Annotated in this window: 17 protein-coding genes; 1 reads left to right on the top strand and 16 read right to left on the bottom strand. The window is 73.9% G+C overall.

Annotated features, from left to right (window positions below; genetic code table 11):
* Window positions 1-86: 86 nt before the first annotated feature.
* Window positions 87-1,997 carry a CoA transferase gene (locus VF092_08620; protein HEX6747352.1) on the top strand — a complete coding sequence of 637 codons (1,911 nt, stop codon included), beginning with the start codon at window positions 87-89 and terminating at the stop codon, window positions 1,995-1,997.
* 729 nt (window positions 1,998-2,726) lie between these two features.
* On the opposite strand, the gene VF092_08615 is transcribed toward VF092_08620, so the two are convergent.
* From VF092_08615 to VF092_08540, 16 genes are all read right to left on the bottom strand, one after another.
* On the bottom strand, window positions 2,727-3,251 hold the full coding sequence (locus VF092_08615; protein ID HEX6747351.1) for an MmcQ/YjbR family DNA-binding protein: 525 nt from the start codon (window positions 3,249-3,251) through the stop codon (window positions 2,727-2,729).
* Between the two features lie 205 nt (window positions 3,252-3,456).
* Window positions 3,457-4,254 carry an amino acid racemase gene (locus tag VF092_08610; protein HEX6747350.1) on the bottom strand — a complete coding sequence of 266 codons (798 nt, stop codon included), beginning with the start codon at window positions 4,252-4,254 and terminating at the stop codon, window positions 3,457-3,459.
* On the bottom strand, window positions 4,255-5,220 hold the full coding sequence (locus tag VF092_08605; protein HEX6747349.1) for a VOC family protein: 966 nt from the start codon (window positions 5,218-5,220) through the stop codon (window positions 4,255-4,257).
* A 182-nt stretch (window positions 5,221-5,402) separates the two neighbouring features.
* Complete coding sequence (locus tag VF092_08600) at window positions 5,403-6,479, bottom strand: VOC family protein (GenBank protein ID HEX6747348.1); 1,077 nt, start codon at window positions 6,477-6,479, stop codon at window positions 5,403-5,405.
* 271 nt (window positions 6,480-6,750) lie between these two features.
* Entirely contained in the window at window positions 6,751-7,860 is a 1,110-nt protein-coding gene (locus tag VF092_08595; protein HEX6747347.1) for a VOC family protein, read from the bottom strand.
* 285 nt (window positions 7,861-8,145) lie between these two features.
* Complete coding sequence (locus tag VF092_08590) at window positions 8,146-8,466, bottom strand: hypothetical protein (GenBank protein ID HEX6747346.1); 321 nt, start codon at window positions 8,464-8,466, stop codon at window positions 8,146-8,148.
* Window positions 8,467-8,635: 169 nt separating this feature from the next.
* Window positions 8,636-9,247 carry a hypothetical protein gene (locus VF092_08585; GenBank protein ID HEX6747345.1) on the bottom strand — a complete coding sequence of 204 codons (612 nt, stop codon included), beginning with the start codon at window positions 9,245-9,247 and terminating at the stop codon, window positions 8,636-8,638.
* Between the two features lie 187 nt (window positions 9,248-9,434).
* Entirely contained in the window at window positions 9,435-10,580 is a 1,146-nt protein-coding gene (locus tag VF092_08580) for a TauD/TfdA family dioxygenase (protein HEX6747344.1), read from the bottom strand.
* A 21-nt stretch (window positions 10,581-10,601) separates the two neighbouring features.
* Entirely contained in the window at window positions 10,602-11,990 is a 1,389-nt protein-coding gene (locus VF092_08575) for an FAD-binding oxidoreductase (GenBank protein HEX6747343.1), read from the bottom strand.
* Between the two features lie 23 nt (window positions 11,991-12,013).
* Complete coding sequence (locus VF092_08570; protein ID HEX6747342.1) at window positions 12,014-13,138, bottom strand: methyltransferase; 1,125 nt, start codon at window positions 13,136-13,138, stop codon at window positions 12,014-12,016.
* A 148-nt stretch (window positions 13,139-13,286) separates the two neighbouring features.
* Window positions 13,287-14,321, bottom strand: coding sequence for a VOC family protein (locus VF092_08565; GenBank protein ID HEX6747341.1), 1,035 nt, complete (start codon window positions 14,319-14,321; stop codon window positions 13,287-13,289).
* A gap of 307 nt (window positions 14,322-14,628) precedes the next feature.
* On the bottom strand, window positions 14,629-15,669 hold the full coding sequence (locus tag VF092_08560; GenBank protein HEX6747340.1) for a hypothetical protein: 1,041 nt from the start codon (window positions 15,667-15,669) through the stop codon (window positions 14,629-14,631).
* Window positions 15,669-16,736: a hypothetical protein gene (locus VF092_08555; protein ID HEX6747339.1), complete on the bottom strand. Its 1,068-nt coding sequence runs from the start codon at window positions 16,734-16,736 to the stop codon at window positions 15,669-15,671. Before VF092_08555 ends, VF092_08560 begins: the two co-directional genes overlap by 1 nt.
* Window positions 16,737-17,260: 524 nt before the next feature.
* On the bottom strand, window positions 17,261-18,673 hold the full coding sequence (locus VF092_08550; protein ID HEX6747338.1) for an FAD-binding oxidoreductase: 1,413 nt from the start codon (window positions 18,671-18,673) through the stop codon (window positions 17,261-17,263).
* Window positions 18,674-19,016: 343 nt separating this feature from the next.
* A complete protein-coding gene (locus VF092_08545) occupies window positions 19,017-19,754 on the bottom strand; it encodes a PIG-L deacetylase family protein (protein ID HEX6747337.1) in 738 nt (245 codons plus the stop codon).
* The gene (locus VF092_08540; GenBank protein ID HEX6747336.1) at window positions 19,751-21,445 is read right to left on the bottom strand and encodes an aminotransferase class I/II-fold pyridoxal phosphate-dependent enzyme; all 1,695 of its coding nucleotides are present in this window, start codon (window positions 21,443-21,445) and stop codon (window positions 19,751-19,753) included. Before VF092_08540 ends, VF092_08545 begins: the two co-directional genes overlap by 4 nt.
* Window positions 21,446-21,465: the final 20 nt, after the last annotated feature.

The following is a 21,465-nucleotide window of genomic DNA, read 5'->3' as shown; positions in this document are numbered from 1 at the left end:
CGGCGGACGCCGGGTGGATGGATCCGCTTCGAACCACTCCTCCGCGGACCCGGCACGGGCCCGCACCCGCTCCATGGGAGGACGGCATGCTCCTGACCGAATCGCCCCGCTCCGCTTCCGTTCCCCCCCTGCTGGGCGACTTGGCCGTGGCCGCCGCGGGTGACGCGCTCCCGGCCCGGATCTGCGCCGCCCATCTGGCGCGGCTGGGCGCCCGGCGCGAGGAGCGGGCCGGCGGCGACCCGGCGCTGGCGGGCGAGCTGGAGGTGCGCCCCACCGCCGGCGGCGAGGGCGTTCGCTGCACGCTGCGCTGGGCGCCCCCCGCGCCGGGGGACGGGCCGGAGCCCCGCTCCGAGCCGCTGGTGCAGGCGGTTTCGGGGGTGATGGCGGTGCACGGGCGCGACCGGGGACGTCCCCGGCGCCTGGGGCTCGAGGTGGCGTCGGCGGCCGCGGGGGTCATCGCCGCGCAGGGGGTGCTGGCCGCGCTGATCGCCCGCCAGCGCGGGCTCGCCGTCCGCGGCGTGGAGACCTCCGTGCTGCAGGGCGCGCTGATCCTCCTGTCGCACCACCTGGCCATCGCCACCAGCGGCGACCCGTGGCTGCGCCGCACCGCCGACGAGGCGCTCCGGCGCTCGCCCGACGCCCGCCCCGCACCCCCCTTCCTCACCGCCGACGGGCACGCGGTGGAGTTGGAGGCGCTCACCCCCGACGTGTGGGAGGCGTTCTGGACCCAGCTGGGCGCCGACCGCGCCGAGGTCCAGGCCGCGTGGCCCACCTACGTCTTCCGCTACCTGAGCGCGCGCTGCCTCCTTCCCCGGGCGCTGCACCGCGCGGCCGCGGGCCGCACGCTCGACGACGTGCACGCCGCGGCGGCCGCGTCGGGGGCGGTGGTGCGGCGCGTCCGCGGCTATCCCGAGGTGCTGGACTCGCTGGGGCGGGGCGCGGCCGACCCCTGGTCGATCGTTCCGGGCGGCCGCCGCGAGGCGGCGGCCGCCGCGCCGCCCGCCGGGGGCGCGCCGCTCGCGGGGATGCGGGTGATCGACGTCACCACGCGGCTGCAGGGCCCGCTGGCGGGGCACCTGCTGCGCCTGCTGGGGGCGCACGTGGTGAAGGTCGAGCGGCCGGGGGGCGACATCGGGCGGGTGGCGCCGCTGAAGTCGCTCCATTCCGCCTACCTGGCGTACAACCGCGGCAAGGAGGTGGAGGAGGTCGACTACAAGTCGCCCCAGGGGCGGGAGCGGCTGGCCGAGCTGGCGGCCGGCGCCGACGTCTGCCTCCACAACTGGCGCCCGGGGCGGGCGGCCAGGCTGGGGCTCGATTCGGCCGACCTGGCCCGCCGCAACCCCGGGCTGGTGTACGCCTACGCCTCGGGGTGGGGGCCCGAGAGCGACCTGATCGCGGGCGACTTCCTGGTGCAGGCGTACTCCGGGTGCGCCGAGGGGATCACGCCCGAGGGCGAGCCGCCGGCGCCCTCGCGCATGGCGTACGTGGACATCATGGGCGGCCTGCTGGCCTGCGAGGGGATCCTCGCGGGCCTCTACCTGCGCGAGCGTACGGGGCGCGGGTGCCGGGTCGACACCTCGCTGCTCGGGGCGGCCACGCTGCTGCAGGCCCACGTCCTGGCGGGGATCGCCACGGGCGACGAGCGGGGGCGGCGGATGGGCCGGCCGGTGTGGGGGCCGCTGGACCAGCCGGTGGAGACGGCCGACGGGTTCCTGCTGGTGGAGGCGGCGGAGCCGGCGGCGCTGCGCAGCGCGGCCGCGGTGTGCGGCGCGCGGGCCGACGGGCCGCCCGAGCGCCTCCAGGAGCGCATCGCCACGCAGCTGCGCGGCCGCACGGCCGCCGAGTGGGAGCGCCGGCTCGGCGAGGTGGGGGTCGCGGCGACGGCGGTGTGCGCCGACCTGGCCGACGTTCCCGGCGACCCGCGCATGGCGGGGCTGCTGGAAGAGGCCGCCACCGGTGCCCGCGTTCCCGCCGCGCCGTGGCGCTTCGCCGGCTGACCCGCAGCCGCGGGTACCGCGATCTCGTCACACGGAGGCACGGAGAACTCTCCCCGTGCCTCCGTATCTGTTCTCATCCCAATCCGGCAATTGGGTTGAAGCACCCGGACCGATCCCCACGCTGACGTCATCCTGAGGCCGGTAAGACCGTAATCAGCGTCTGTGCCAGCGTTTGCAGGCCGAAGGATCTATCATCGCGGCAGCACGGGATTGGCTGGGTCGCACCAATTCTTCACCCGGAGTTGGTATCATCCCAGCCCGGGAAAAGATTGTCTCACGCGGAGACGCGGAGGGCGCGGAGATGACGAACTGTGCGATTCCCTCGAGAGGATGTCATTCCGAACGGAGCCGCTGCACCGTCCTTTCCACCGCACGGATGATTGGCGGCACCGTGAGGAATCTATGATCCGCATCCGAGCGGCAGGCGGCCGCTCGCTCGGATTCCTGTGATCGGCTCTGGGAGAGACAGGCGGTCTTTGGCTCGGAAGCATGCCACAGATCCCTCAGGCGCCAGGGTTCGGAGCGTAACGAGGCGTCGGTTCAGCGCCTTCGGGATGACATCAATCCGGAACTGGTATCGATGCCGGGGATGAGTTCTCCGCGTCTCCTCATGAGATCCGGAACTTTCGGGTTCGATACGAATCAGATCAAATGAAAGACGCGTCGTCCCGAGCGGAGCCGGCGCCGCCCGGGACGACAGAGTCCCCCAATGGGGATCGATCGTGTGATCTACGCAGATCCCGCAGCCGGTTTCTTCCCCCCGGCGGGCTTCTTTGCCCCGCCCGCCTTCGCGGCAGCCTCCTTCTTCGCGGCGCCTTCCTTCTTCGCGGGAGCCTCCTTCGAGGCGCTCTTCTTCGCGGCGGGCGGCGGCGTCTCTCCGGCGGCCGACGGGGACGCGGCCTTGCGCGCCCCGCCCTTCTTCCCGTGCGCGATCTGCTCGTAGGTCTCGTCCACCAGGCGCAGCGCCAGCTTCATCGACGCCTGGTCGTGGATGGACACGTTCACCCAGCCGAAGCGCCCGATGTAGTGCGCCAGCTGCACGTTCGGGCGCGCCAGCAGCGCATCCAGCTCCTCGGGCGCGGGCTTCACCGTCACCCCCGACGATTCTCCCGGGCGGCCGATGTAGGCGAAGATCTTCTTCTTCACCTTGAACACGACCTCGCCCCAGGGGTGGTCCACCACGGCGCCCGGCTTGGCGCCGCAGTACTCGAACAGCGTGCGGAAGACCTCGTCCGGGCCAAGCGTTGCGGCCATCCCGCACCTCCGCGAAACCGGGTGAAGAGCGGCAGGGACGGGGAGCTCAGCGCCCGTCCGCGCGGTCCGTCCGGACCGGCCGGTCCATGCTATGCGGGCGAGGGCGAACGCGCCAGAGCGGCCATCCCGGTCGTCGTAAGGATGAGATCGACGGCGATGGCGGTCGCGACCGGGGCGATGCGATTCGCCGGGCCGGCGCGCGCGGTCAGGCCGGCGCCGCGGCCCCGGAGGACGCCCGCTCCGCCGGCGCCGGCGTGGAGAGGGCCGCGTCGGTCTCCGGGTCCGGCCGCCACTCGTCGGGGATGGCGTAGCGCACCGCCGCCTCGGCCAGGAGCTGGAGCGGGTCCACCAAGTCGGGCGCGCCCGCCGCCTCGCCCAGCAGGAGCGGCACCTCGGTGCACCCGGGGATGATCCCGTCGGCGCCCCGCGCGCGGAGCCACGCCACGGCGTCGAGCGCGGCGCGGCGCGACTGCGGCTCCGCCCCCCCCTCCATGGTGGCGAAGATCGCCGCGTCCAGCGCGGCGCGGCCCTCCGGCGGAAGCGACAGCGCGTCCACGCCGCGCGCGCCGAGCGGGTCCAGGTACACGCGCGGCTCGCCCAGCCCCAGCACCCCCACCCGCGTCCACCCGCGCCGCTCCACCTCGGCGAGCGTCGCTTCCACCATGCTCACCAGCGGCCCGCCAAACGCCTCCTCGATCTCCGCGTGGAAGAGGTGCGGGGCGTTCGCCGGGATCACCAGGAAGTCGGCCAGGGGGCGCAGCGAGCGGGCGGCCTCGAGGAGGCGCGGGTGCGGCCGCGGAGGAAGGGCGACGCGCAGGTCGCAATCCAAGAGGAAGGGAGTGTGTCGATAGTAGAGGACGGCCATCGGGGGATAGCCGCCGCTTTTCCGGGATGGAAGCAGCGTACGCGAGACGGCGTGCACCCGCGCCTCGAACTCCATGGTGGCCTGCGGACCCAGGCCGCCCAGCACGCCCATCCGCCGCAACCGGGGGAACGCGCCCATTCAGCGCGCCCCGGCCGCGGCGCGTGCCCCGGCCCGGGGCTCCGCCGTCTCCGGCAGGGTCTCCCGCAGGTGGAACACGCGGCCGAAGGGATCCTCGAAGCGCGCGCTGCGCTCCGCCGCCGACGTCACCACGCGGCCGGTGCGCACCCCGCGCGCCGCCAGCGCCGCCGCGGCCCGCGCCACGTCGGGCACCTGGAACACCGGGGCCAGCCCCTTCATCTGCGCCGCGGTCAGCGCCCCCGCGGCCTCGGCCTCGGGGCCCTCGAAGAGGTGGGTGGTCAGCATCAGCCCGCCGGCGTCGTACTTCACCACGCCCTGCTGGTGCTCGGTGGAGCCGCGCCGGCACGCCCGGCACTCCAGGTAGGGAAGCCCCAGCACGGAGTGGTAGAACTCCATCGCCTGGTCGGCGTCGGGAACGAAGAGGAAGAGGTACACCAGCTCGCTCCCGCCCAGCCCCGCCGGCGCCGGCGCGCCTCCCTGGGCGCCCGTCCCGAACGCCGCCGGGTCCTTTCCGACGGCGCGCACGAGCTCCTTGATCTTCTCGCCGCTGGGCCAGGTCATGGCCGTGGCCGAGGGCTCGTACAGCGAGATGCGGTGCCCGTCGGGGTCGTGGAACCCCGTGGTGGCGCCGATCACGTAGCGCATCGTGTCGGCGAACGCCACCCCGCGCGCGGCCAGCGCGTTGCGCACCCCGTCGAGGTCGGACACCAGGAAGGTCAGGTCGGCCGAGGGATCGGCGTCGGCCAGCGTCACCGCCTCGTCGTCGGCCGCGCGCAGGCGCAGCCGGGCCGGGCCGGTGGCGTAGGCCGCCGAGTGGCTGTCCGCGTCCGCCGGCTCCAGCCCCAGCACCTCCTCGTAGAAGGCCCGCGAGGCGGAAAGGTCGCGCACGTACAGCGCCACCTCGGCCAGCCTGGCCCCGGCCAGCGCGCCCTCGCCGGCGAAATCGGTCCGCAGTTCCTCGTCCATGCGTCCTCCTGGAGGTCGGGTGCCCGCCGCCGCCCCCCGCGAACGGCGGAGGACGGCGGACGGGGGTGCAGCGCCGATGACCGGCATCGCGGAGCCCTCGGTCTTTCCGGACCGGATCCCGGTCTCCGGGCGCCGGTCCGGCGCTCGAGACCCGGGACCGGGGCCCCGCCTCCGCGCGCGCCTCAGCCCTTGGTGGTGGGCGGCGTGGTCGGCGTGCCGGACGGCGGCGGCGGAATGGTGGAGAGCAGTCCCAGGGCCTCCTGCACGTACGGCCCGGTGTACGCTTCCCGGGGAAGCGGCAGGCCGTGCTCCTTCAGGATCCGGCTGGTCACCGGCGTGTAGTCGATCGGCATCCCCTCCACGAAGCGGGGCTGCGGCTGCCAGAGCCACAGGTTGTAGCCGTCGGGGTCCGGCATCTTGGCCAGGGCGCCGCCCGAGACGGTCCACTCGATCCCGCGCGGGAACCCGACCCCCTGGCTGACGAGGTTGGCGGCCTCGGCCCGGATGTCGGGGGTGTAGAAGCTGAACTGGTCGCGCAGCGACTGGCTCTGCTGATACCTGCGCACCATGCCGGTGGAGGTCTCGGGGCGCAGCCGCATGATGATGTTCCCCGCGTCGAGGCTCACGTCGTCGTTGTCGGCATCCACCACCTTCAGCCCCAGCTGCCCCTCGTAGAAGCTGCGCGAACGGTCCAGGTCCGACACCAGCAGGGTTACGCCCACCAGCGGCTGGGTGTTGTCGAACCGGTTGCGCTTGCCCAACTCGAAGCCGCGCCGTTCCAGGAGCTTCGCGTAGTAGCCGCCGCGCTTCCCCTTCAGCCCTTCGGCGTCGAACTGCGCGAAGGTGAAGAGGTTTCCGTTCACGTCGGTCCAGTGCAGGCGCTGCGCACCGGTGCCCGCCCGCTTGTTGCGCGTGACGACGGCGGTGGAAAGCTCCAGGTGGCGCGCGGCCTTCTCGGCATCGGCGTCGATCGACACCGAGGCGAACTCGAGCGACGAGGCGAGGGTGGGTTCCCCGGTGCTGGCGGTGGCGAACGCGGGGTCGCCACCGCAGCTCCCGGAGATGGACGGGTCGGAGATGATGAGTGCCGACACGATCTGGAAACCGAGGCCGACGATGGCGTTCCCCGCGTCGACCAGCAGCAGGTCGCGGGGATCGACCCCGATGACGGGCCAGCCGACCGCCTCGGCCACCATCTTCGCGGTGTCGAGACTCTGTCCCCCTCGGTTCACGCAAATGGCAACGGGCTTGGTGAGCATCGCATTTCCTCCTTGCCTTGGCACGGCCCGGGACCGGCGGGGACGCGGCTCCGGACGGGGCACGCTCGCGGTAGTGGGCAGCCGCGGTACAGTCTAGGCAGGGGCGGCAGGCGTGCCTTCTCTCAAGTTGCTCGTGTCTGGAGGGGTGCCGGCGAGCGCCGCGGCAGGTGGCCGGGGCAGGGAGACGGGCGTTCGCCGCCGGAGGGGTGCAGCGGCGATCGCCGGGATGCGGGGCCCCCTCGGTCTTCGGGACCCCGCTTCCGCGCACGCCTCAGCCCTTGGTGGTGGGCGGCGTGGTCGGCGTGCCCGACGGCGGCGGCGCGCTCAGGGTCGGCTGGGCCACCTGCTCCAGCCTGTACGGCCCGCTGTAGCCCTGCTCGGGGAGTGGCAGCCCCTGCTCGTGCAGGATCCGGCTGACCACCGACGTGTAGTCGATGGGCATCCCGGTGATGTAGGTCGGCTGCGGCTGCCAGAGCCACAGGCCGTAGCCGTCGGGGTCCGGCATCTTGGCCAGCGCGCCGCCCGAGGTGCTCCACTCGATGCCGCGCGGGAAGATCACCCCGCCCTTCGCGAGGTTGGCGGCCTCGGCCCGGATGTCGGGGGTGTAGAAGCTGAACTGGTCGCGCAGCGCCATGGTCATCCGGTACCTGCGCACCAGCCCGGTCGACGACTCGGGACGCAGACGCAGGATGATGTTCCCCGCGTCGAGGCTCACGTCGTCGCGGTCGGCGTCGATCACCTTCAGCCCGAGCTTCCCTTCGTACCAGGCGCGCGAGCGCTCCAGGTCCGACACCAGCAGGGTCACCCCCACCAGCGGCAGGGTGTTGTCGAAGCGGGTGCGCTTGCCCAGCTCGAAGCCGCGCCGCTCCAGGAGCTTGCGGTAGTAGGCGCCGCGCTTCCCCTGCAGCCCCGCGTCGTCGAACTGCGCGAAGGTGAAGAGGTTGCCGTTCACGTCGGTCCAGTGCAGGCGCTGCGTCCCGTTGTCGCCGCGCTTGTTGCGCGTGAGCGTGGCGGCGGACAGCTGGAGGTGGCGCGCGGGCTTCTCGGCGGCGTCGTCGATCGATCCGGTGGCGAACTCGAACGACGAGGCGATGGTGGGTTCGGTGGTGCTGGCCACGGCGAACGCGGGATCGCCGGCGCAGTCGCCGGAGATCGACGGATCCAGTGCCGGATCCACGGCCGGGTCCGAGGCGGCCGCGGTCGTGAACGAGGTGACGACCTGGAAGCCGAGACCGATGATGGCGTTTCCTGCGTCGACCAGAAGGATGTCTCGTGGGTCGGCCCCGATGACGGGCCAGCCGACCGCGTCGGCCACCATCTTGGCGGTGTCGAGACTCTGTCCCCCTCGGTTCACGCAAATGGCAACGGGCTTGGTGAGCATCGCATTTCCTCCTTGCCTTGGCACGGCCTGGGACCGGCGCGGATGCGCGGCTCCGGACGGGGCACTCGCGGTAGTGGGCAGCCGCGATATAGTCTAGGCAGGGGTGCGAGGCGTGCCTTCTCTCAGGTTGCTCGTGTTCGGAGGGGCGCCGGGGAGGGGCCGCGGGAAGGTGGCCGGGGCAGGGGCGACGGACGTTCGCCGCCGGGCGGAGCCAGGGAGAACGAAGGCCCTTCCCCGTCGGCGGGGAAGGGCCCTGCGCCGGGCGCGGTGGCGGTCCCGCCCCGCTCAGAGCTCCACGCGCTCCACGGTGGCGAAGCGCTCGCGGGCCGCGGGGACCTCGGCCAGGGGAACGTTGTCGGAGACGGCGGCAAAGCGGTTCCACAGCTCCTGCACGCGCGCGTTCTCGTGCGCGTGCCGCACGGCGTCCTCCGAGGCCCACTCGAACACCTCGATCAGGGTGCCGTCGCCGGTGCGCAGCACCACCGGCTCCGCGCCGCTGGCGAGACCCTCCTGGCGGAGCACGGGAAGATGGTCGCGCATGACGTCCAGCAGCTCGTCCTCGCGCCCCTCCCTGGGCCGGTACACGGCGATCACGGACAGGCCCACGAAGCACCTCCTTGCAAAGGGGTGCGCCGGGCGCCGCGCCCGCGTTTCCGGGAGCGTACCGGCGCCCCCGGAACGTAACCCTCGCGCCTTTGCGCGGCCATCCCGGACCTCACGGCGCGCGCCACTCCCGCCGTGGTGGGCAGCGTCACCGCCGGGGCGGCTGCGACAGCTACGTGAACCGCGGAGACGGCCGGAAGGCGCCCCGCATCGCGCAGGTGCACCGCATCCCCGCGGCCTCGGCGGGCGAGGGGCGGAGATGGTGGACCATGGCGATCACCATCGGCACGAAGACGATGGCGTTGTAGAACAGGTGCAGCTCCACCCGCGGGAGCCAGAGCTGGACGATGCTGGTGGGGACGGGGCGCCCCGCCAGGTGCCAGCCGCTCTGCGCCTGGACCAGCAGCAGCGCGTGCTCGACGTGGTGCCAGAACTGGATGGCCAGCGCCACGGTCCACCAGCTGCGCGCGCGCCCCGCCATCCCCGGGCGCAGCAGGAACAGGCCGATCAGCATCACCACCGCGTAGCCGTAGTGCAGCCACTCCGAGTGCACCAGCCACGGCCACACCATCCCCAGCGCGCCCATCGCGTGCGGGCGCGGCATCCCCATCCCCCAGATCTGCCAGGCCTGCAACAGGTGCTCGGCCCAGTGCGCCAGCACGATGGCCGCGAACCCCCACAGGGCGCGCCGGTGCCCGCGCGTGTTGAGCCGGGCCACGAGCCCGGTGGCGGTCTCCGCCGGGTGCCGCGCGGACGCGGCGGCCGGCGTGGCGATCGAGCTCATGGTCGTCCTTTCCCCTTCCCGGTGTCTCCCACGCCGCCGCGCATCGCTCCAGGCGCCGCGCGGCGGGGCGGTGGATGATGCGCCCGGCGGTCGCGGCGCAGGCGGTGGTGCTTCCAGGCGGCCCGCCGGGCGGCGGTCAGTCTCGACGGCGGGCCACTCCGCGGCGGAGCAGGGCAGCGCCGCGCCGTCACGGCGCGGCGGGCGCGGCGGGCGCGGCCGCGCGGGCGGCCAGCGTGCGGTAGCGGCTCTTCAGGTCGTCTTCGGAGAGGTAGCACCCCTCCAGGTGGCGGCGCGTGCCGCGGAAGGCCAGCCGCGCGTGCAGCGTGCGCAGGTTGTGGAACAGGGCGATGCTGTCGCGCGGCAGCCGCACCACCTGCGCGCTCTCCGGGTCGCCCGCCAGCCGCCTCAGGCGCAGGAAGGCGTGGTAGAGCCCGGCCGGCGCGTCGACGGGGAAGACCATCTTGTACTCGTTGTAGTACATCCCCTGGAAGCGCCCGCGGGCGTCGCACACCACGATCGGGTGCAGCCCGCGGAAGTGCACGGTCTCGCTCTCGGCCACGAACCAGACGGGAACCTCGCGCAGGAGCCGCACGTCTTCGGGGTCCATCCGCGAGAGCAGGTGGAAGGCGTCGACGAACACGTTCTCGCCCCCCTCCTCGGCCTCCTCGAGCACGTGCAGCATCTGCAGGTCGGGCGGGATCTGCTTGTACACCATGTCGATGTGCAGCGGGATCCCGTCGGGGGTCTCGCCCAGGTGCCGCGACTCCTCGCGCCAGAGGAGGGTGAAGGTGTCGCCCAGGTGGCTGCGCTGCAGGGTGGAGAGGCGCGCGGCCACCCGCTCGATCTCCTTCTCGCGGCGCGGCACCCCGTGCAGGAATGCCAGCCCGCGGCGCAGGAAGAAGTGCAGGAACTCGCAGAGGGCGTCGTCGTCGTCCATCACCCGCGCGTGGTCGAACGCCGGAAAGTGGGTGCGCGCGTCCCAGGGCTCGGGCTCGACCCGGTCGGCGGGGTCGGCCTCGAAGGCCCGGTGCCACAGCTCCTCTGCGGCGAAGAGGTGCGTCGCGCCGTCTTCCCACCGCACCCGCAGCGTCCGGCCGCCGTCGGCCGCCTCGGCCGCGGCGATGCGCTCGTCGCGGGCGGCCGCGTCGGGGTCGGGGTGGAAGTTGGCTCCGTCGGTCCAGCGTTCGGCCACCCCGGCGTAGCGGTCGGGGCCCGCGGCCAGGAGCCGGAGCCAGTAGGCGTGCAGGCGGACGCGCCGCCGCTCTGGCGCCCAGGTGGCGTCGACGTGCGTCGCCGCCACGGCCAGGCTCCCGGGGTCGATGGTCGAGCCCATGGCCCTGCCTTTCTGCCGGCCTCATCCTTCCGGCCGGACGTTCTGGTTGCGGCGGAACAGGTTGAGGGGGTCGTACGCGCGCTTGGCCCGCGCGAGCCGCGCGTGGTTGGCGCCGTAGGCGGCGCGCACGCGCGCCTCCCCCTCGTCACCCAGGAAGTTGACGTATACGCCGCCGGTGGAGAACGGACGGAGCGCCTCGCGCGCCTCGCGCGCCCAGCGGACGTTGCCGGCGTCGCCCGCCGGGTCGGTCCACGCCGCGAAGAGGTGGAGGTTGTACGGCGCCCCCCGGTGCGGATACGCGGTGGCGTCGTGCGCCACGCGGGCCGCCGCCCCGGTGTAGCTTTCCAGGAGCACGGCCGTGTGCGGCGAGGGCGCGCGCGCGGCGTGCTCCACCACCGCGTCGACGGCCGCGTCGGGCAGCTCGCGCAGGAAGTCCGACTTCCAGTAGTTGCGCCGGCCCGGGGGAAACGCCTCGTCCATCAGCCGCTGCATCCGCGCGAACGGGAGCGGCCCGATCCCGTCGGCCAGCGGCGGGGCGAAGGTGCGCAGCGGCCGCAGCGCCGCCTCGCCCTCGGCAAGGGGGCCGGCCCAGCACGCCACCAGCGCCACCAGGGGCACGCCCTCGGGCGAGGTGAGGAGCCCGGCCGAGGTGGTGAGCGCGTCGGGCGCGCCGGGCGCGAAGTCGCGGTAGAAGCGCAGCACCTCGCGGGCGCGGCCGCGCGGATACAGCACCATCCCGCCCAGCACGGTGCCCACGGGGTGGAGGCGGAAGGTGAAGGCGGTGACCACGCCGAAGTTTCCCCCGCCGCCGCGGAGCGCCCAGAAGAGCTCCGGGTGCTCGTCGGCGCTGGCGCGGAGGATCTCGCCGCCGGCCGTCACCACCTCGGCCGCCACCAGGTTGTCGCAGGCGAGCCCGTGCCTGCGCACCAGCCATCCCACCCCGCCGCCCAGGGTGAGCCCGGCCACGCCCGTGGTGGAAACGATCCCCCCCGGCGTGGCCAGCCCGAACGCCTGGGTCTGCCGGTCCAGCTCGCCCCAGGTGACGCCGCCCTCGGCGCGCGCCAGGCGGGCCGCGGGGTCCACCCGCACGCCCCGCATGGGCGAGAGGTCGATCACCATCCCGCCGTCGCACACCGAGTGGCCGGCCACCGAGTGCCCGCCGCCGCGCACCGCCGGGTGCCATCCGCGCTCGCGCGCGAAGAGCACGGCCGCGCGCACGTCGCCGGCGGCGGCACAGCGGACGATCAGGGCCGGGCGGCGGTCGACCAGCGCGTTGTGAACGCGCCGGGCCTCGTCGTACCCGGGGTCGCCCGGCACCAGCAGGTCGCCGCGCAGCGAGCCCCGCAGCGCGCGGAGCGCCGCCTCGCCGGCCGCCGCCGGGGCGGGCGCGTGGGCGCGGGCCACATCCACCTCCGCCTCCATGCCCCCCGCCCTCACGCGGGCACGGCTTCGATGACGGCGTAGAACGACTCGGTGGGAACGATCCGGGTCAGGCGGAAGCCCGCGCGCGCCAGGAGCGCGCCGAACTCGGCCGCGGTGCGCTCGCGCCCGCCGTGCGTTCCCACCAGCATCAGCACGTCCATCAGCTTTCCCGGGTGCGGCTCGTTCCCCTCGGGGAGGACGAACTCGACCAGCAGCAGCCGGCCGCCGGCGCCCATGGCGCGGCGGCAGCCGGCCAGCCAGCGGGCCGCCTCGTCGTCGGGGGCGGCGTGCACGATGCTCTTCATCAGGTACGCGTCGCCGCCCGGTGGAACCGCTTCGGCCAGGTCGCCGTCCACCACCGCGCAGCGGCCGGCCAGCCCGGCCGCCTCCAGCGCCGCGCGGGCGCGTTCGGCCACCTGCGGGCGGTCGAAGAGGATGCCGCGCAGGTGCGGGTGGGCGCGGAGGATGGCGGAGAGCAGCTCGCCCCGCCCGCCGCCCACGTCCACCAGCGTGCCGATGTCCGCGAAGTCGTAGGCGGAGGGAAGGACCGCGGCCACCGCCGCGGTCTGCCGCGCCATGAAGGCGTCGAAGAGCGCCCCGGTCTCGGGGTTGCGCTCCAGGTAGTCGAAGAACTCCATCCCGAAGAGGTGGTCGAACGCGGGCTCGCCGGTGCGGACGCTGTGCTCCAGCCCGCCGAACACCGTGTACGCCACGCTGCCGCACCACAGGGCCACGGGGCGGAACGAGCCGGGCGCGTCGCCGCGCAGGAGCTCGGCCAGCGGGGTCAGCGCGAAGCGCCCCGGCCCGGCCTCGGTGAACACGCCGTGGGCCGCCAGCGCGCGCAGGAGCCGCCCCAGCGCCCCGGGGTCCGCCCCGGCCTCGCGGGCCAGCTCGTCCACGGGGCGCGGCCCCCGGGCCAGGAGGTCGGCCACGCCCAGCGCCGCGGCCACCGAGATCGCCTGCTGCACCCGCGTGGCCATCAGCATCTGCACCAGCGCGCGCTCGGGCGGGAGCCCCGCCCCCGGTCCGGGCGGGCCCTCGCGCGGGGCCGGGGCCGCTCCCGGCCGCGCGGCGGACGAGGCGTCGCCGGCGGCGGGCGCGGGCGGTGCTGCGGGGGCGGCGGCGGGTGCGTTCATCGGCGGGTCCCCTTTCCCTTCGCGTGGGTGTTGCCGGACCGGCGTCTTACGTTCCGAGCGGATCACCGCCTCCCGCCCGCCGCGCCGCACGCTCCCCCTCTCCCCAGCTGCAGCGGACGGGCGACGAGCGGAAGACGGTGACCCGGCGTCAGAGCTCCGCGCCCATGATCTCCTCCAGCTTGCGCCCGCCGGGGCCGTCGCGGGCCTCGTCGGAGGGCTCGTAGAGCCAGAACAGGTGCCCCGACGGCGCCTCCACGCGTGCGGTGGCCCCGGCCTGCGAGTAGGTGACGGTGCGCGCGGTGGAAACGCCGCGCTGCGCCAGCCGCCACACCGCGTCGCCCAGGTCGCCCACGTGGAAGACGGGCGCCACCCCCTTGGCGTGCTCGGGGTGGAACTCCTTGGCGCCGTAAGGATTCCCGGAGTCGTCGACCACCGCCTCGTGCCCGTGCATGTGGTGGGTCGACAGCATGACCCCGCCGCAGTCGTACTTGACCACGCCCTTGATGTCGCTGGCGCAGGCGTGGTTGCAGCAGTGGGTGCGCTCCAGCGCCCTGAACCCCAGCGCGTCCTCGAAGAAGGCGTTGGCGCCGGCCATGTCCTGCACGAACACGAAGAAGTAGATGAGCGGCTTGCCGTCGAGCCCCCGCGCCTCGAGGTCGGCGGCGTCCACCGGCACCGTCTCGGCGGGGGGGCCGATGAGCTCGGCCGAGCCCCGCCCCGCGGCGCGCCAGACCGCGCGCATCTTGGGCGCGCTGGTGGAGCGCATGGCCTTCTCCGAGGGCTCGTACAGCATCAGCCGGTGCCCGTTGGGGTCGTAGAAGTCGATCACCTTGCCGATCTCGTAGCTCCTCCGGCGGGCGAAGGTCACCCCGCGCGTCTCCAGGGCGGCGCTCACGGCTTCCACGTCGTCCACCAGGAACACGGTGTCGGACGAGTCGTCGCGCTGCGGCGCAAGGGTGATCCCGTAGTCGGCGGCGCGGCGCAGGTCCAGCACCGTGACCCCCGCGTCGAAGCGGACCGAGCCCGCCTCGGCGGCCTCGTCGACCACCTGGCGCAGCCCCAGCAGGTCGCCGTAGAACGCGCGCGACTCGTCGAGGTCGTGCACGTACACGATCAGCGAGGCCATCCGCGCGTCCTCGAGGCGCGAGCGGTCATCCAGGACCTGCGTTTCCTGCGTCGCCATCGATCCCTCCCTGGCTCGGATGAATGACTTGCCGCCCCCGGGCGCGCGTTCCTCCCCAACGTTGGCGGGCGGCGCCCTAGGGCACTTCTCCGGGATTGCTCGGCTGCCTTCGGCGCGGGCGCGCGTGCCGGGACGATCTCGAGCAAATAGTCCTAAGTCCTAAGTCCCAAGTCCTAAGTGACAACCCAACAACTGCCTGGACTCAGGACTCAGGACTCATCACTCAGCACTTAGCACTTAGCACTTAGCACTTAGCACTTAGCACTTAGCACTTAGGACTTAGGACTTAGGACTTAGGACTCAGGACTCAGGACTCAGGACTTTCCCGGTGATCGTACAGGTCCAGGTCCTTCAGCTCGCCGAGCGGATGCTCCGCCGCGGGGAGGCCCGCCATCCCGGTGCCCTGCTGCAGGCCCGGCAGCTTCGACCGCGCCTTCTTCACCAGGCGCTCCGCGTCCGAGGGGATGAGGTCGGCGCTCCAGTTGCAGACGAGCTCGAAGCTGCGGAGCAGCTGCTCCGCATCGTTGAGGTCGCCGCGTTTCGCCGCTCCCCCGATCGCGTCCCAGGCCGCGTTCAGCTCGGGGATCAGCATCCAGTCGTCGCGCTCGGCCGAGCCCTCGATCGCGAAGATGACGTAGGGGTGAGATTGAAACGGCCTCCCCTGCGCGTCGGTGAGCCGGTGGTCGTCGGGATCGAGCCTCAGCTGGCTGGTGCGGACGCTGCCCTTGGGTGCGCGCATCAGCAGCCAGGTTCCGGTCCTGACGGTCTCCCAGCTCTGGTCGAGCCCGATCTCGAGCTGCGCCTGGTCGGCGTTTCCGAACAGCAGGTCGATGCCCTTGCGAAGGGGTTCTACGAAGGGCAGCGCCCGCAGGAAGAAGCTGACGCCGGAGGCTTCCGCGAGACTGGTGAGCAGCTCGATGTACGGGGCGGCCAGGTCGCTGCCTTTCACCGAGAAGAGGCCCAGCTCGAGCGAGACGCCGCCCACGTAGGGCACCGGCCCCACGATCGGCCGGTCGACGAGGATCACCTGGCCCAGGTTCCGGGGGTCGAGGTGCTTCATCAGCTCCGGCACCACCACCGTCTGGAACTCGACCGCGCCGAGCTTCTCGTGCAGGTAGCTGGTGCGCGCCTGGATGCAGCCGTAGTACGTGCTCGTCCAGCGCCGCACGTTCACGATCCGCGACGTCTTGACGCGGATGGTCATGTACTCGGCCCCCTTGGCGAGCTCCCGCGCCGGCGCGGCGACGCCGTGCTCCGTCCCCAGCTGCTCCAGGATGAAGTCTTCGCCCGCCGTGACCACGACGCGCCGCGCGGCCGCCAGGACGCGGCCGAACCATGGGGTCGCCATCATTCGCCTCCCGCGTGCAGGTCGAGCCCGAGCGCGTCGAGCACCGACTCGGCCCAGATCCACGAGCAGTGCGCCGGCGACTGTCCGGGGAGCGTGCGCTCGAACGCGAAGCCGACGATCCAGCCGTCGTCGGTGACCAGCGCGGCCCCCGAGTCGCGGGGCTGGGCGTCGCGGTTGGTGTACAGGCATGCCTGCCGCAGCGCGCTGGGCGAAGGGATGGTCGGGTCGGCGCCGGTGATCACGGTGCGGTGGGCCCGGGACTGGTATCCCACGAAGCTCGCGGGATCGTTGTACCGGGGCGCCTCGCTCGTCATCACCCCCTTCGTCCGCAGCAGCGCCGGCCCCGACGGAACGGTGGGAAGGGTGATGAACGCGCTGTCGGTCCGGGCATCCCTCCGGACCACGACGCCGGGCTGCCCGTCCACCAGCACGGTGCCGGCATCGGCGATGGCGTGGAGGGCGGCGGTGACGCCCACGACGCCCGGGTTCAGCCGGTCGTTCACGATCACGCCCGCCGTCGATTCCATGCCGCGGCCGCTGACCATCATGGGCTGGCTCGGCACGGCGAGCAGCTCGTACTGGGGCGCGGCCGCGACGATCACCGCGAAGGGGTGATCCGATTCCGCGACCTCTCGCGCGAGGTCCGGAGACAGATCGCCGGCCAGCGGCGAGAGACCGCTGTCGAACATGTCCATCGCCGCTTCGCGCACGTCCAGCGACGCCGGTTCGACGAGGGTCGCGACCGGCGGCGTACCCAGCGGGATGGAAGGGTCGAGGACCAGGAGGTCGAAGCGTCCGAGCCGCCTGCGCAGCACGATGATGGGCCGGCCACGGTCCCATGCGCCGCCCAGGATCCGCGGCCCGTCGGGGCAGGCCAGCCATGCACGCCAGTAGTTCACGGCGATCACTTCTCGCGCGCGCCCCGCGTCGCCGATGCGGGCGAGCAGCGTGGCCGTTGCCGGTCCCAGGCGCGTGAGGTCCTGGCCGCGCCGCCTGTCGGTGAAGCGATCGACGAACTCCACGAGGTTCAGCGTCCCGTCGTATCCTGCACCCGATCTGGATTCCATGGTCTCATCCCCCCGCGCGAACGCTCGCGCGGCTGAGGTCTGCGCCCTGATCCGTCGTGGCCTGCCCGGTCAGCGCGCCCGTTCACCTTCGGCGGGTCCCGCGAGTACGTGACGATGCTCGCCCCGTCGGTGCACCGAAGCCGCGGCCCTTCGTCCCCACGATCCGGCGTCGCACCCATCAGGATGTATACGGACGAATTGTTATTCGTTATGACACGAATTACACCTGCAAAGCGCATCGCCGGGGTGCGGCGATGCGGACGCAGGTTCGGCCGACCCGCGGCGGTCTCCCCGCGCGCCCCGCGGCTACGACCCGAGCGGCAGGAGGCCCTGGCCGCGCGGCCGCAGCCGCGGGACCGCACGCGTGCGCTGGAGCCGGTGCCCGGCCGTGGGGGTTCCGCCCCCGCGGTCTCCATCCGCCCGGCCGGCGGTGGCCGGCGGGTCGCTGCGGCCCGCGTCGGCGGGGCCCGCGGGACGGGCGGCGAGGCGGCGTTCCACCGGCCCGCGCGCGCATGCCGGGAGAATCATCCCTCCGGCGGGACGTTCTGGTTGTAGGGAAAGAGGTTCTCCGGGTCGTACCGCCGCTTCAGCTCCACCAGCCGCGCCCAGGTGCGGGGATTGTAGGCGGCGCGCACGCGGGCGCCGCCCTCGTCGCCCATCTCGTTCACGTACACGCCGGTGGAGAACGGCCGCATCGCGGCGCCGAACTCCTCGGCCCAGCGGACGTGCCGCGCCTGGTCGGCGGGGTCGTCCCAGAGCGAGTAGACCGCGTAGTCGAACGCCGTCGCGCGGTGGCTGAAGGCGGTGTCGTCCTCGCCCACGCGCGCCACGGCGCCCCCCAGCGGGATCAGCACCACCACCGAGAGCGGCGAGGTCATCCCGGCGGCCTGGTCCACAAGCGTGTCGATGCAGGCGTCGTCCAGCCGCGCCAGGTGGTCGGAGCGCACCGCCACGTGGTAGCCGGGAACCGCCGCCCCGTCGAGGAGACGCTGCACCCGCTGGTAGGGCATGGGCCCCATCCGGTCCACGATCGGCCTGCCGAACGCCCGCAGCGGGGCCAGCGCCCGCTCGCCCTGGGCCGGCGGCCCCGCCCAGCAGGCGGCCACGATGACGGTGGGCGCGCCGTGCAGGTGACGCGGGACGAAGGGCGCCGGGGGCGCCGGCTTGAACGCCAGCAGCACCAGGAGCTCGTCGGGAGCGTCCTCCATGAAGCCGCGGTAGTAGCGGAGCAGCTCGCCCGCGTCCGCGGCCGGATAGAGGAGGAGCCCGCCGAGCACCACCGGGCCCACCGGGTGCAGCCGGAACTCCAGCGAGGTGGCCACGCCGAAGTTGCCGCCCCCGCCGCGCAGCCCCCAGAACAGCTCCTCGTCGCGGCCCGGGCCCACGGTGCGGAGCCGGCCGTCGGCGGTCACCACGTCCACCGAGAGGAGGTTGTCGCAGGCCAGGCCGTGCCTGCGCATGAGCCACCCGTAGCCGCCGCCCAGCGTAAGCCCGGCCACGCCGATGGTGGTGACCTTTCCCCCCGTGGTGGCCAGCCCGTGCGCCTGCGTCTCGTGGTCCAGCTCGCCCCAGAGGACGCCTCCCTGCACCTGCGCCGTCCGCCGCGCCGGGTCCACGCGCACCCCCTTCATCGGCGACAGGTCGAGCATCATCCCGCCGTCGCACACGCCGTGTCCGGCCATGCTGTGCCCCCCGCCGCGCACCGCCACGGGAAGCCCCCGGTCGCCGGCGAACTCCACGGCCCGCATCACGTCGGCGGGGCCCGCGCAGCGCACGACCAGGCCGGGCGCGCGGTCGATCCCGGCGTTCCACACCTTGCGCGCCGCGTCGTATCCCGCGTCGCCCGGCAGAAGGAGCGCGCCGCGCAGCCCCCTGCGCAGCGCTTCGGCGCCGGCGGAGTCGACCGTGGCGGTGGCGGGCTCGAGGATGGTGGCCATCACAACCCTCCGCATCGGTAGGCGGGGACCCTGCCCCCGCAGGTCACGTCGAAACCAGGCACCCACGGGAAGACGGAGCGATCGAGACCGCCGCCGGCTCCCCCGGCTTCATACCGAATCCGGGTGAGGTATTGGTGCGTCCGACCGAACCTCGTGCTGCGCGGTTATAGATTCTTCGGCCTGCAAACGCTTGCACAGACGCTGATTACGGTCTGGCCGGCCTCAGGATGACGTCAGCGTGGGATCGGTCCGGGTGCATCAACCAAATTCCCGGATTTCGTATCACATCCCCTCCATCCCGGACGGCGCCCGGAGACGATGGAGTCGCCGCGCGCCGGCCGGATCAGAGCCGGATGCGCTTGAAGTCCTCGGCGTACTCCACGCCTCCCTGGCTCCCGGCCCACTTCATCCACCCGTAGACCCAGGCCAGCGACTCGCGCGGGTCGTCGCCCTCCACCTGGCTCCGGTGGCGGCGGATCGCCTCGATCTTCCGCTCCATGAAGGGGGTGGCGTCGACGTAGTGGTTGGCGCGCTCGTAGCCGGGGATCCACACCTCCTTCACCCGGTGCGGCTGCAGCCCCTCGCGCAGCAGCTCGGGGCGGGCGCGGGCGTTGGCCGCGTCGGGGAACACCGCCGCCAGCGCGGCCTCGCCCACCGCCACGTGGTCGGGGTGCGACGCCTCGATGGGGGTGTCGAGCGCCCGGCGGGGGAAGTGGGTGATGACCAGGTCGGGGCGGAAGCGCCGGATCTCGCGGGCGATGGCCCCGCGCAGCTCGTCGCCGGGCTCCAGCCTCCCGTCGGGGAAGCCCAGGAACACCACGTCGGCGACGCCGAGCGCCGCGGCCGCGTCGCGCTGCTCGCGCTCGCGCGCGGCGGCGATCTCCTCGCGCGGCGCGCCCGGGTCGCGGCTGCCGTTGGCGCCGTCGCTGCACACCACGTAGCCCACCCGTGCGCCGTGGTGGACCAGGCTGGCCACCGCGGCCCCGAAGAGGAACTCGGGGTCGTCGGGGTGGGCCGCCACCACCAGCACCCGCTCGTACGCGGACGGGTCGCCGCCGCCGTTGCCGCCCGCCACGCTCATGGACGGCCTCCGGGCGCCGGGGAGGAGGAGGCGTCCCGCGCGGACGGCTCTCCCTCTCGCGGAGGACCGGTCAGGAGCTCGACGAAGAGCGCCAGCCGCTCGTCGGAGAGGGGAACGGTCAGCCGCAGCACCTCCAGGCGGGGCTCGGGAAAGACGGGGACCGGCGCGGGGCGCAGGGCGAAGATCCCCCGGGCCTCCAGGAAGCGCGACGCCGCGCCGCCGGGGTCGGCCACGGCCACCCAGGGGAACTCGCGGTGGTTCTCCATCACCTCCAGCCCCACCCAGCGCAGCCGCGCCACCACCCCCGGCTTCACCGCGCGGACGCGCGCGCGCAGGCCGCCGAACAGGTCGCCCGCGTCGAGCAGGCGGAGCGCGGCGGCCAGCGCCAGCTCGCCCACCTGCATGGGCGCCACCAGCTCGCGCACGCGCTGCGACACGCCGGGCGAGGCCACCGCGAAGGCGGCCCGCATCCCCCCCAGCGAGTACGCCTTGGTGAAGCCGCGGAGCACCACCAGGTTGCCGACCCGGTTGGCCAGCGTGGCCGCGCTCCCGCGGGGCCCCAGGTAGGGCGCCGGGCTCTCGTCGATCACCACCGCCGCGCCCATCGCCGCGGCGGCGCGCGCCAGCGCCTCGACCTCGGGGAGCGCCAGGAAGCGCCCGGTGAAGTCGGGGCGGTCGAAGTGCAGGAGCGCGGGGCGGACCTCCTCGAGGTGGGCCGTGAGCCGCTCGAGGGTGGCGGGCCCGTCCAGGAGGCGCACCTCGCTCCCGTGCCCCACCGCCCACGCCTCGAGGTCGGGGTGCACCAGCGCGGGCGCGGCCACGCAGCCGCCGTCGGCCAGCCGTGCCGCGTCGTGCAGGAGCGAGGTCACCCCCGCCGCGAAGGTGAGCTGCTCCGGTGCCAGCTCCACGCCGAAGAAGCGCGACACCGCCGGTGCCGCGCGGACGCCGCCGTAGGGGTCGTCGACCGGGTAGCCGGCCACCACGCCGGCCCCGCCGCGCCCCGCCTGGCGCACCAGCGCCTCCCACACGGCCTCGGGGCGGGGCTCCAGGAGCCCCGCCTCCTCGGGGGCGTAGCGCAGGTCCAGCCGCATCCCCGGACGCGTGGTCCACGACGCCACCGCCAGCGCCTCGGGTGGCGCGGCCAGGGGACGCGCCACCAGCTGCAGGGTGGCCGAGGCGGGGGTGGCCGGGTAGTCGACCAGGAAGTCGGCGTCGATGCGCTCCACCGCGAACCCCGAGAGCCGCACCAGGGCGAGCAGCGCGGCGGTGGCGCTGTGGCGCGACTCCAGCTCCAGGAGCCGCGCGCGCCGCACCGCCGCCGGGTCGCCGCCCTCGGACGGCCGCGGGGTGGCGGGCGTGTGCCCGATCACCAGCACGCCGCACTCGGCCAGGTGGTGGCGGATGCGGCGCAGCAGCCGCCGCTGCGCCGGCTCGGGGGCGGCGGCGGGCCACGCCAGGCAGACCACCGCGTCGAAGATCTCGGCGGGCCAGGCGTCGCCGTCCTCCTCTCCCGCCGGCTCCACCCCGAAGCCGGCCCCCGCCAGCGGCGCCAGCGCCGCGGCGCCGCCGTCTCCCAGCGCCAGCACCCGCGGGCCCGGCGCCCGCTCGCGCAGGACGGCCTCCAGGTAGGTGAGCTCGCGGGGGGGCGCGGCGGTGGCCGCCGCGCCGCTCTCGTCGTTCCAGGCGATCATGGCCGCTGCTCCCGCGCCGG

Source organism: Longimicrobium sp. (assembly GCA_036377595.1).
Lineage (GTDB): Bacteria > Gemmatimonadota > Gemmatimonadetes > Longimicrobiales > Longimicrobiaceae > Longimicrobium.
The sequence above is the reverse complement of the archived record's forward strand: the minus strand, read 5'-3'. Positions and strand labels throughout refer to the sequence as shown.

Excerpts from the sequence above, each read along its gene's own strand:
- VF092_08620 (HEX6747352.1), top strand. The coding sequence starts at position 87 with ATGCTCCTGACCGAATCGCCCCGCTCCGCTTCCGTTCCCCCCCTGCTG.
- VF092_08615 (HEX6747351.1), bottom strand. The coding sequence starts at position 3,251 with ATGGCCGCAACGCTTGGCCCGGACGAGGTCTTCCGCACGCTGTTCGAG.
- VF092_08610 (HEX6747350.1), bottom strand. The coding sequence starts at position 4,254 with ATGGGCGCGTTCCCCCGGTTGCGGCGGATGGGCGTGCTGGGCGGCCTG.
- VF092_08605 (HEX6747349.1), bottom strand. The coding sequence starts at position 5,220 with ATGGACGAGGAACTGCGGACCGATTTCGCCGGCGAGGGCGCGCTGGCC.
- VF092_08600 (HEX6747348.1), bottom strand. The coding sequence starts at position 6,479 with ATGCTCACCAAGCCCGTTGCCATTTGCGTGAACCGAGGGGGACAGAGT.
- VF092_08595 (HEX6747347.1), bottom strand. The coding sequence starts at position 7,860 with ATGCTCACCAAGCCCGTTGCCATTTGCGTGAACCGAGGGGGACAGAGT.
- VF092_08585 (HEX6747345.1), bottom strand. The coding sequence starts at position 9,247 with ATGAGCTCGATCGCCACGCCGGCCGCCGCGTCCGCGCGGCACCCGGCG.
- VF092_08580 (HEX6747344.1), bottom strand. The coding sequence starts at position 10,580 with ATGGGCTCGACCATCGACCCCGGGAGCCTGGCCGTGGCGGCGACGCAC.
- VF092_08570 (HEX6747342.1), bottom strand. The coding sequence starts at position 13,138 with ATGAACGCACCCGCCGCCGCCCCCGCAGCACCGCCCGCGCCCGCCGCC.
- VF092_08565 (HEX6747341.1), bottom strand. The coding sequence starts at position 14,321 with ATGGCGACGCAGGAAACGCAGGTCCTGGATGACCGCTCGCGCCTCGAG.
- VF092_08560 (HEX6747340.1), bottom strand. The coding sequence starts at position 15,669 with ATGGCGACCCCATGGTTCGGCCGCGTCCTGGCGGCCGCGCGGCGCGTC.
- VF092_08555 (HEX6747339.1), bottom strand. The coding sequence starts at position 16,736 with ATGGAATCCAGATCGGGTGCAGGATACGACGGGACGCTGAACCTCGTG.
- VF092_08550 (HEX6747338.1), bottom strand. The coding sequence starts at position 18,673 with ATGGCCACCATCCTCGAGCCCGCCACCGCCACGGTCGACTCCGCCGGC.
- VF092_08545 (HEX6747337.1), bottom strand. The coding sequence starts at position 19,754 with ATGAGCGTGGCGGGCGGCAACGGCGGCGGCGACCCGTCCGCGTACGAG.
- VF092_08540 (HEX6747336.1), bottom strand. The coding sequence starts at position 21,445 with ATGATCGCCTGGAACGACGAGAGCGGCGCGGCGGCCACCGCCGCGCCC.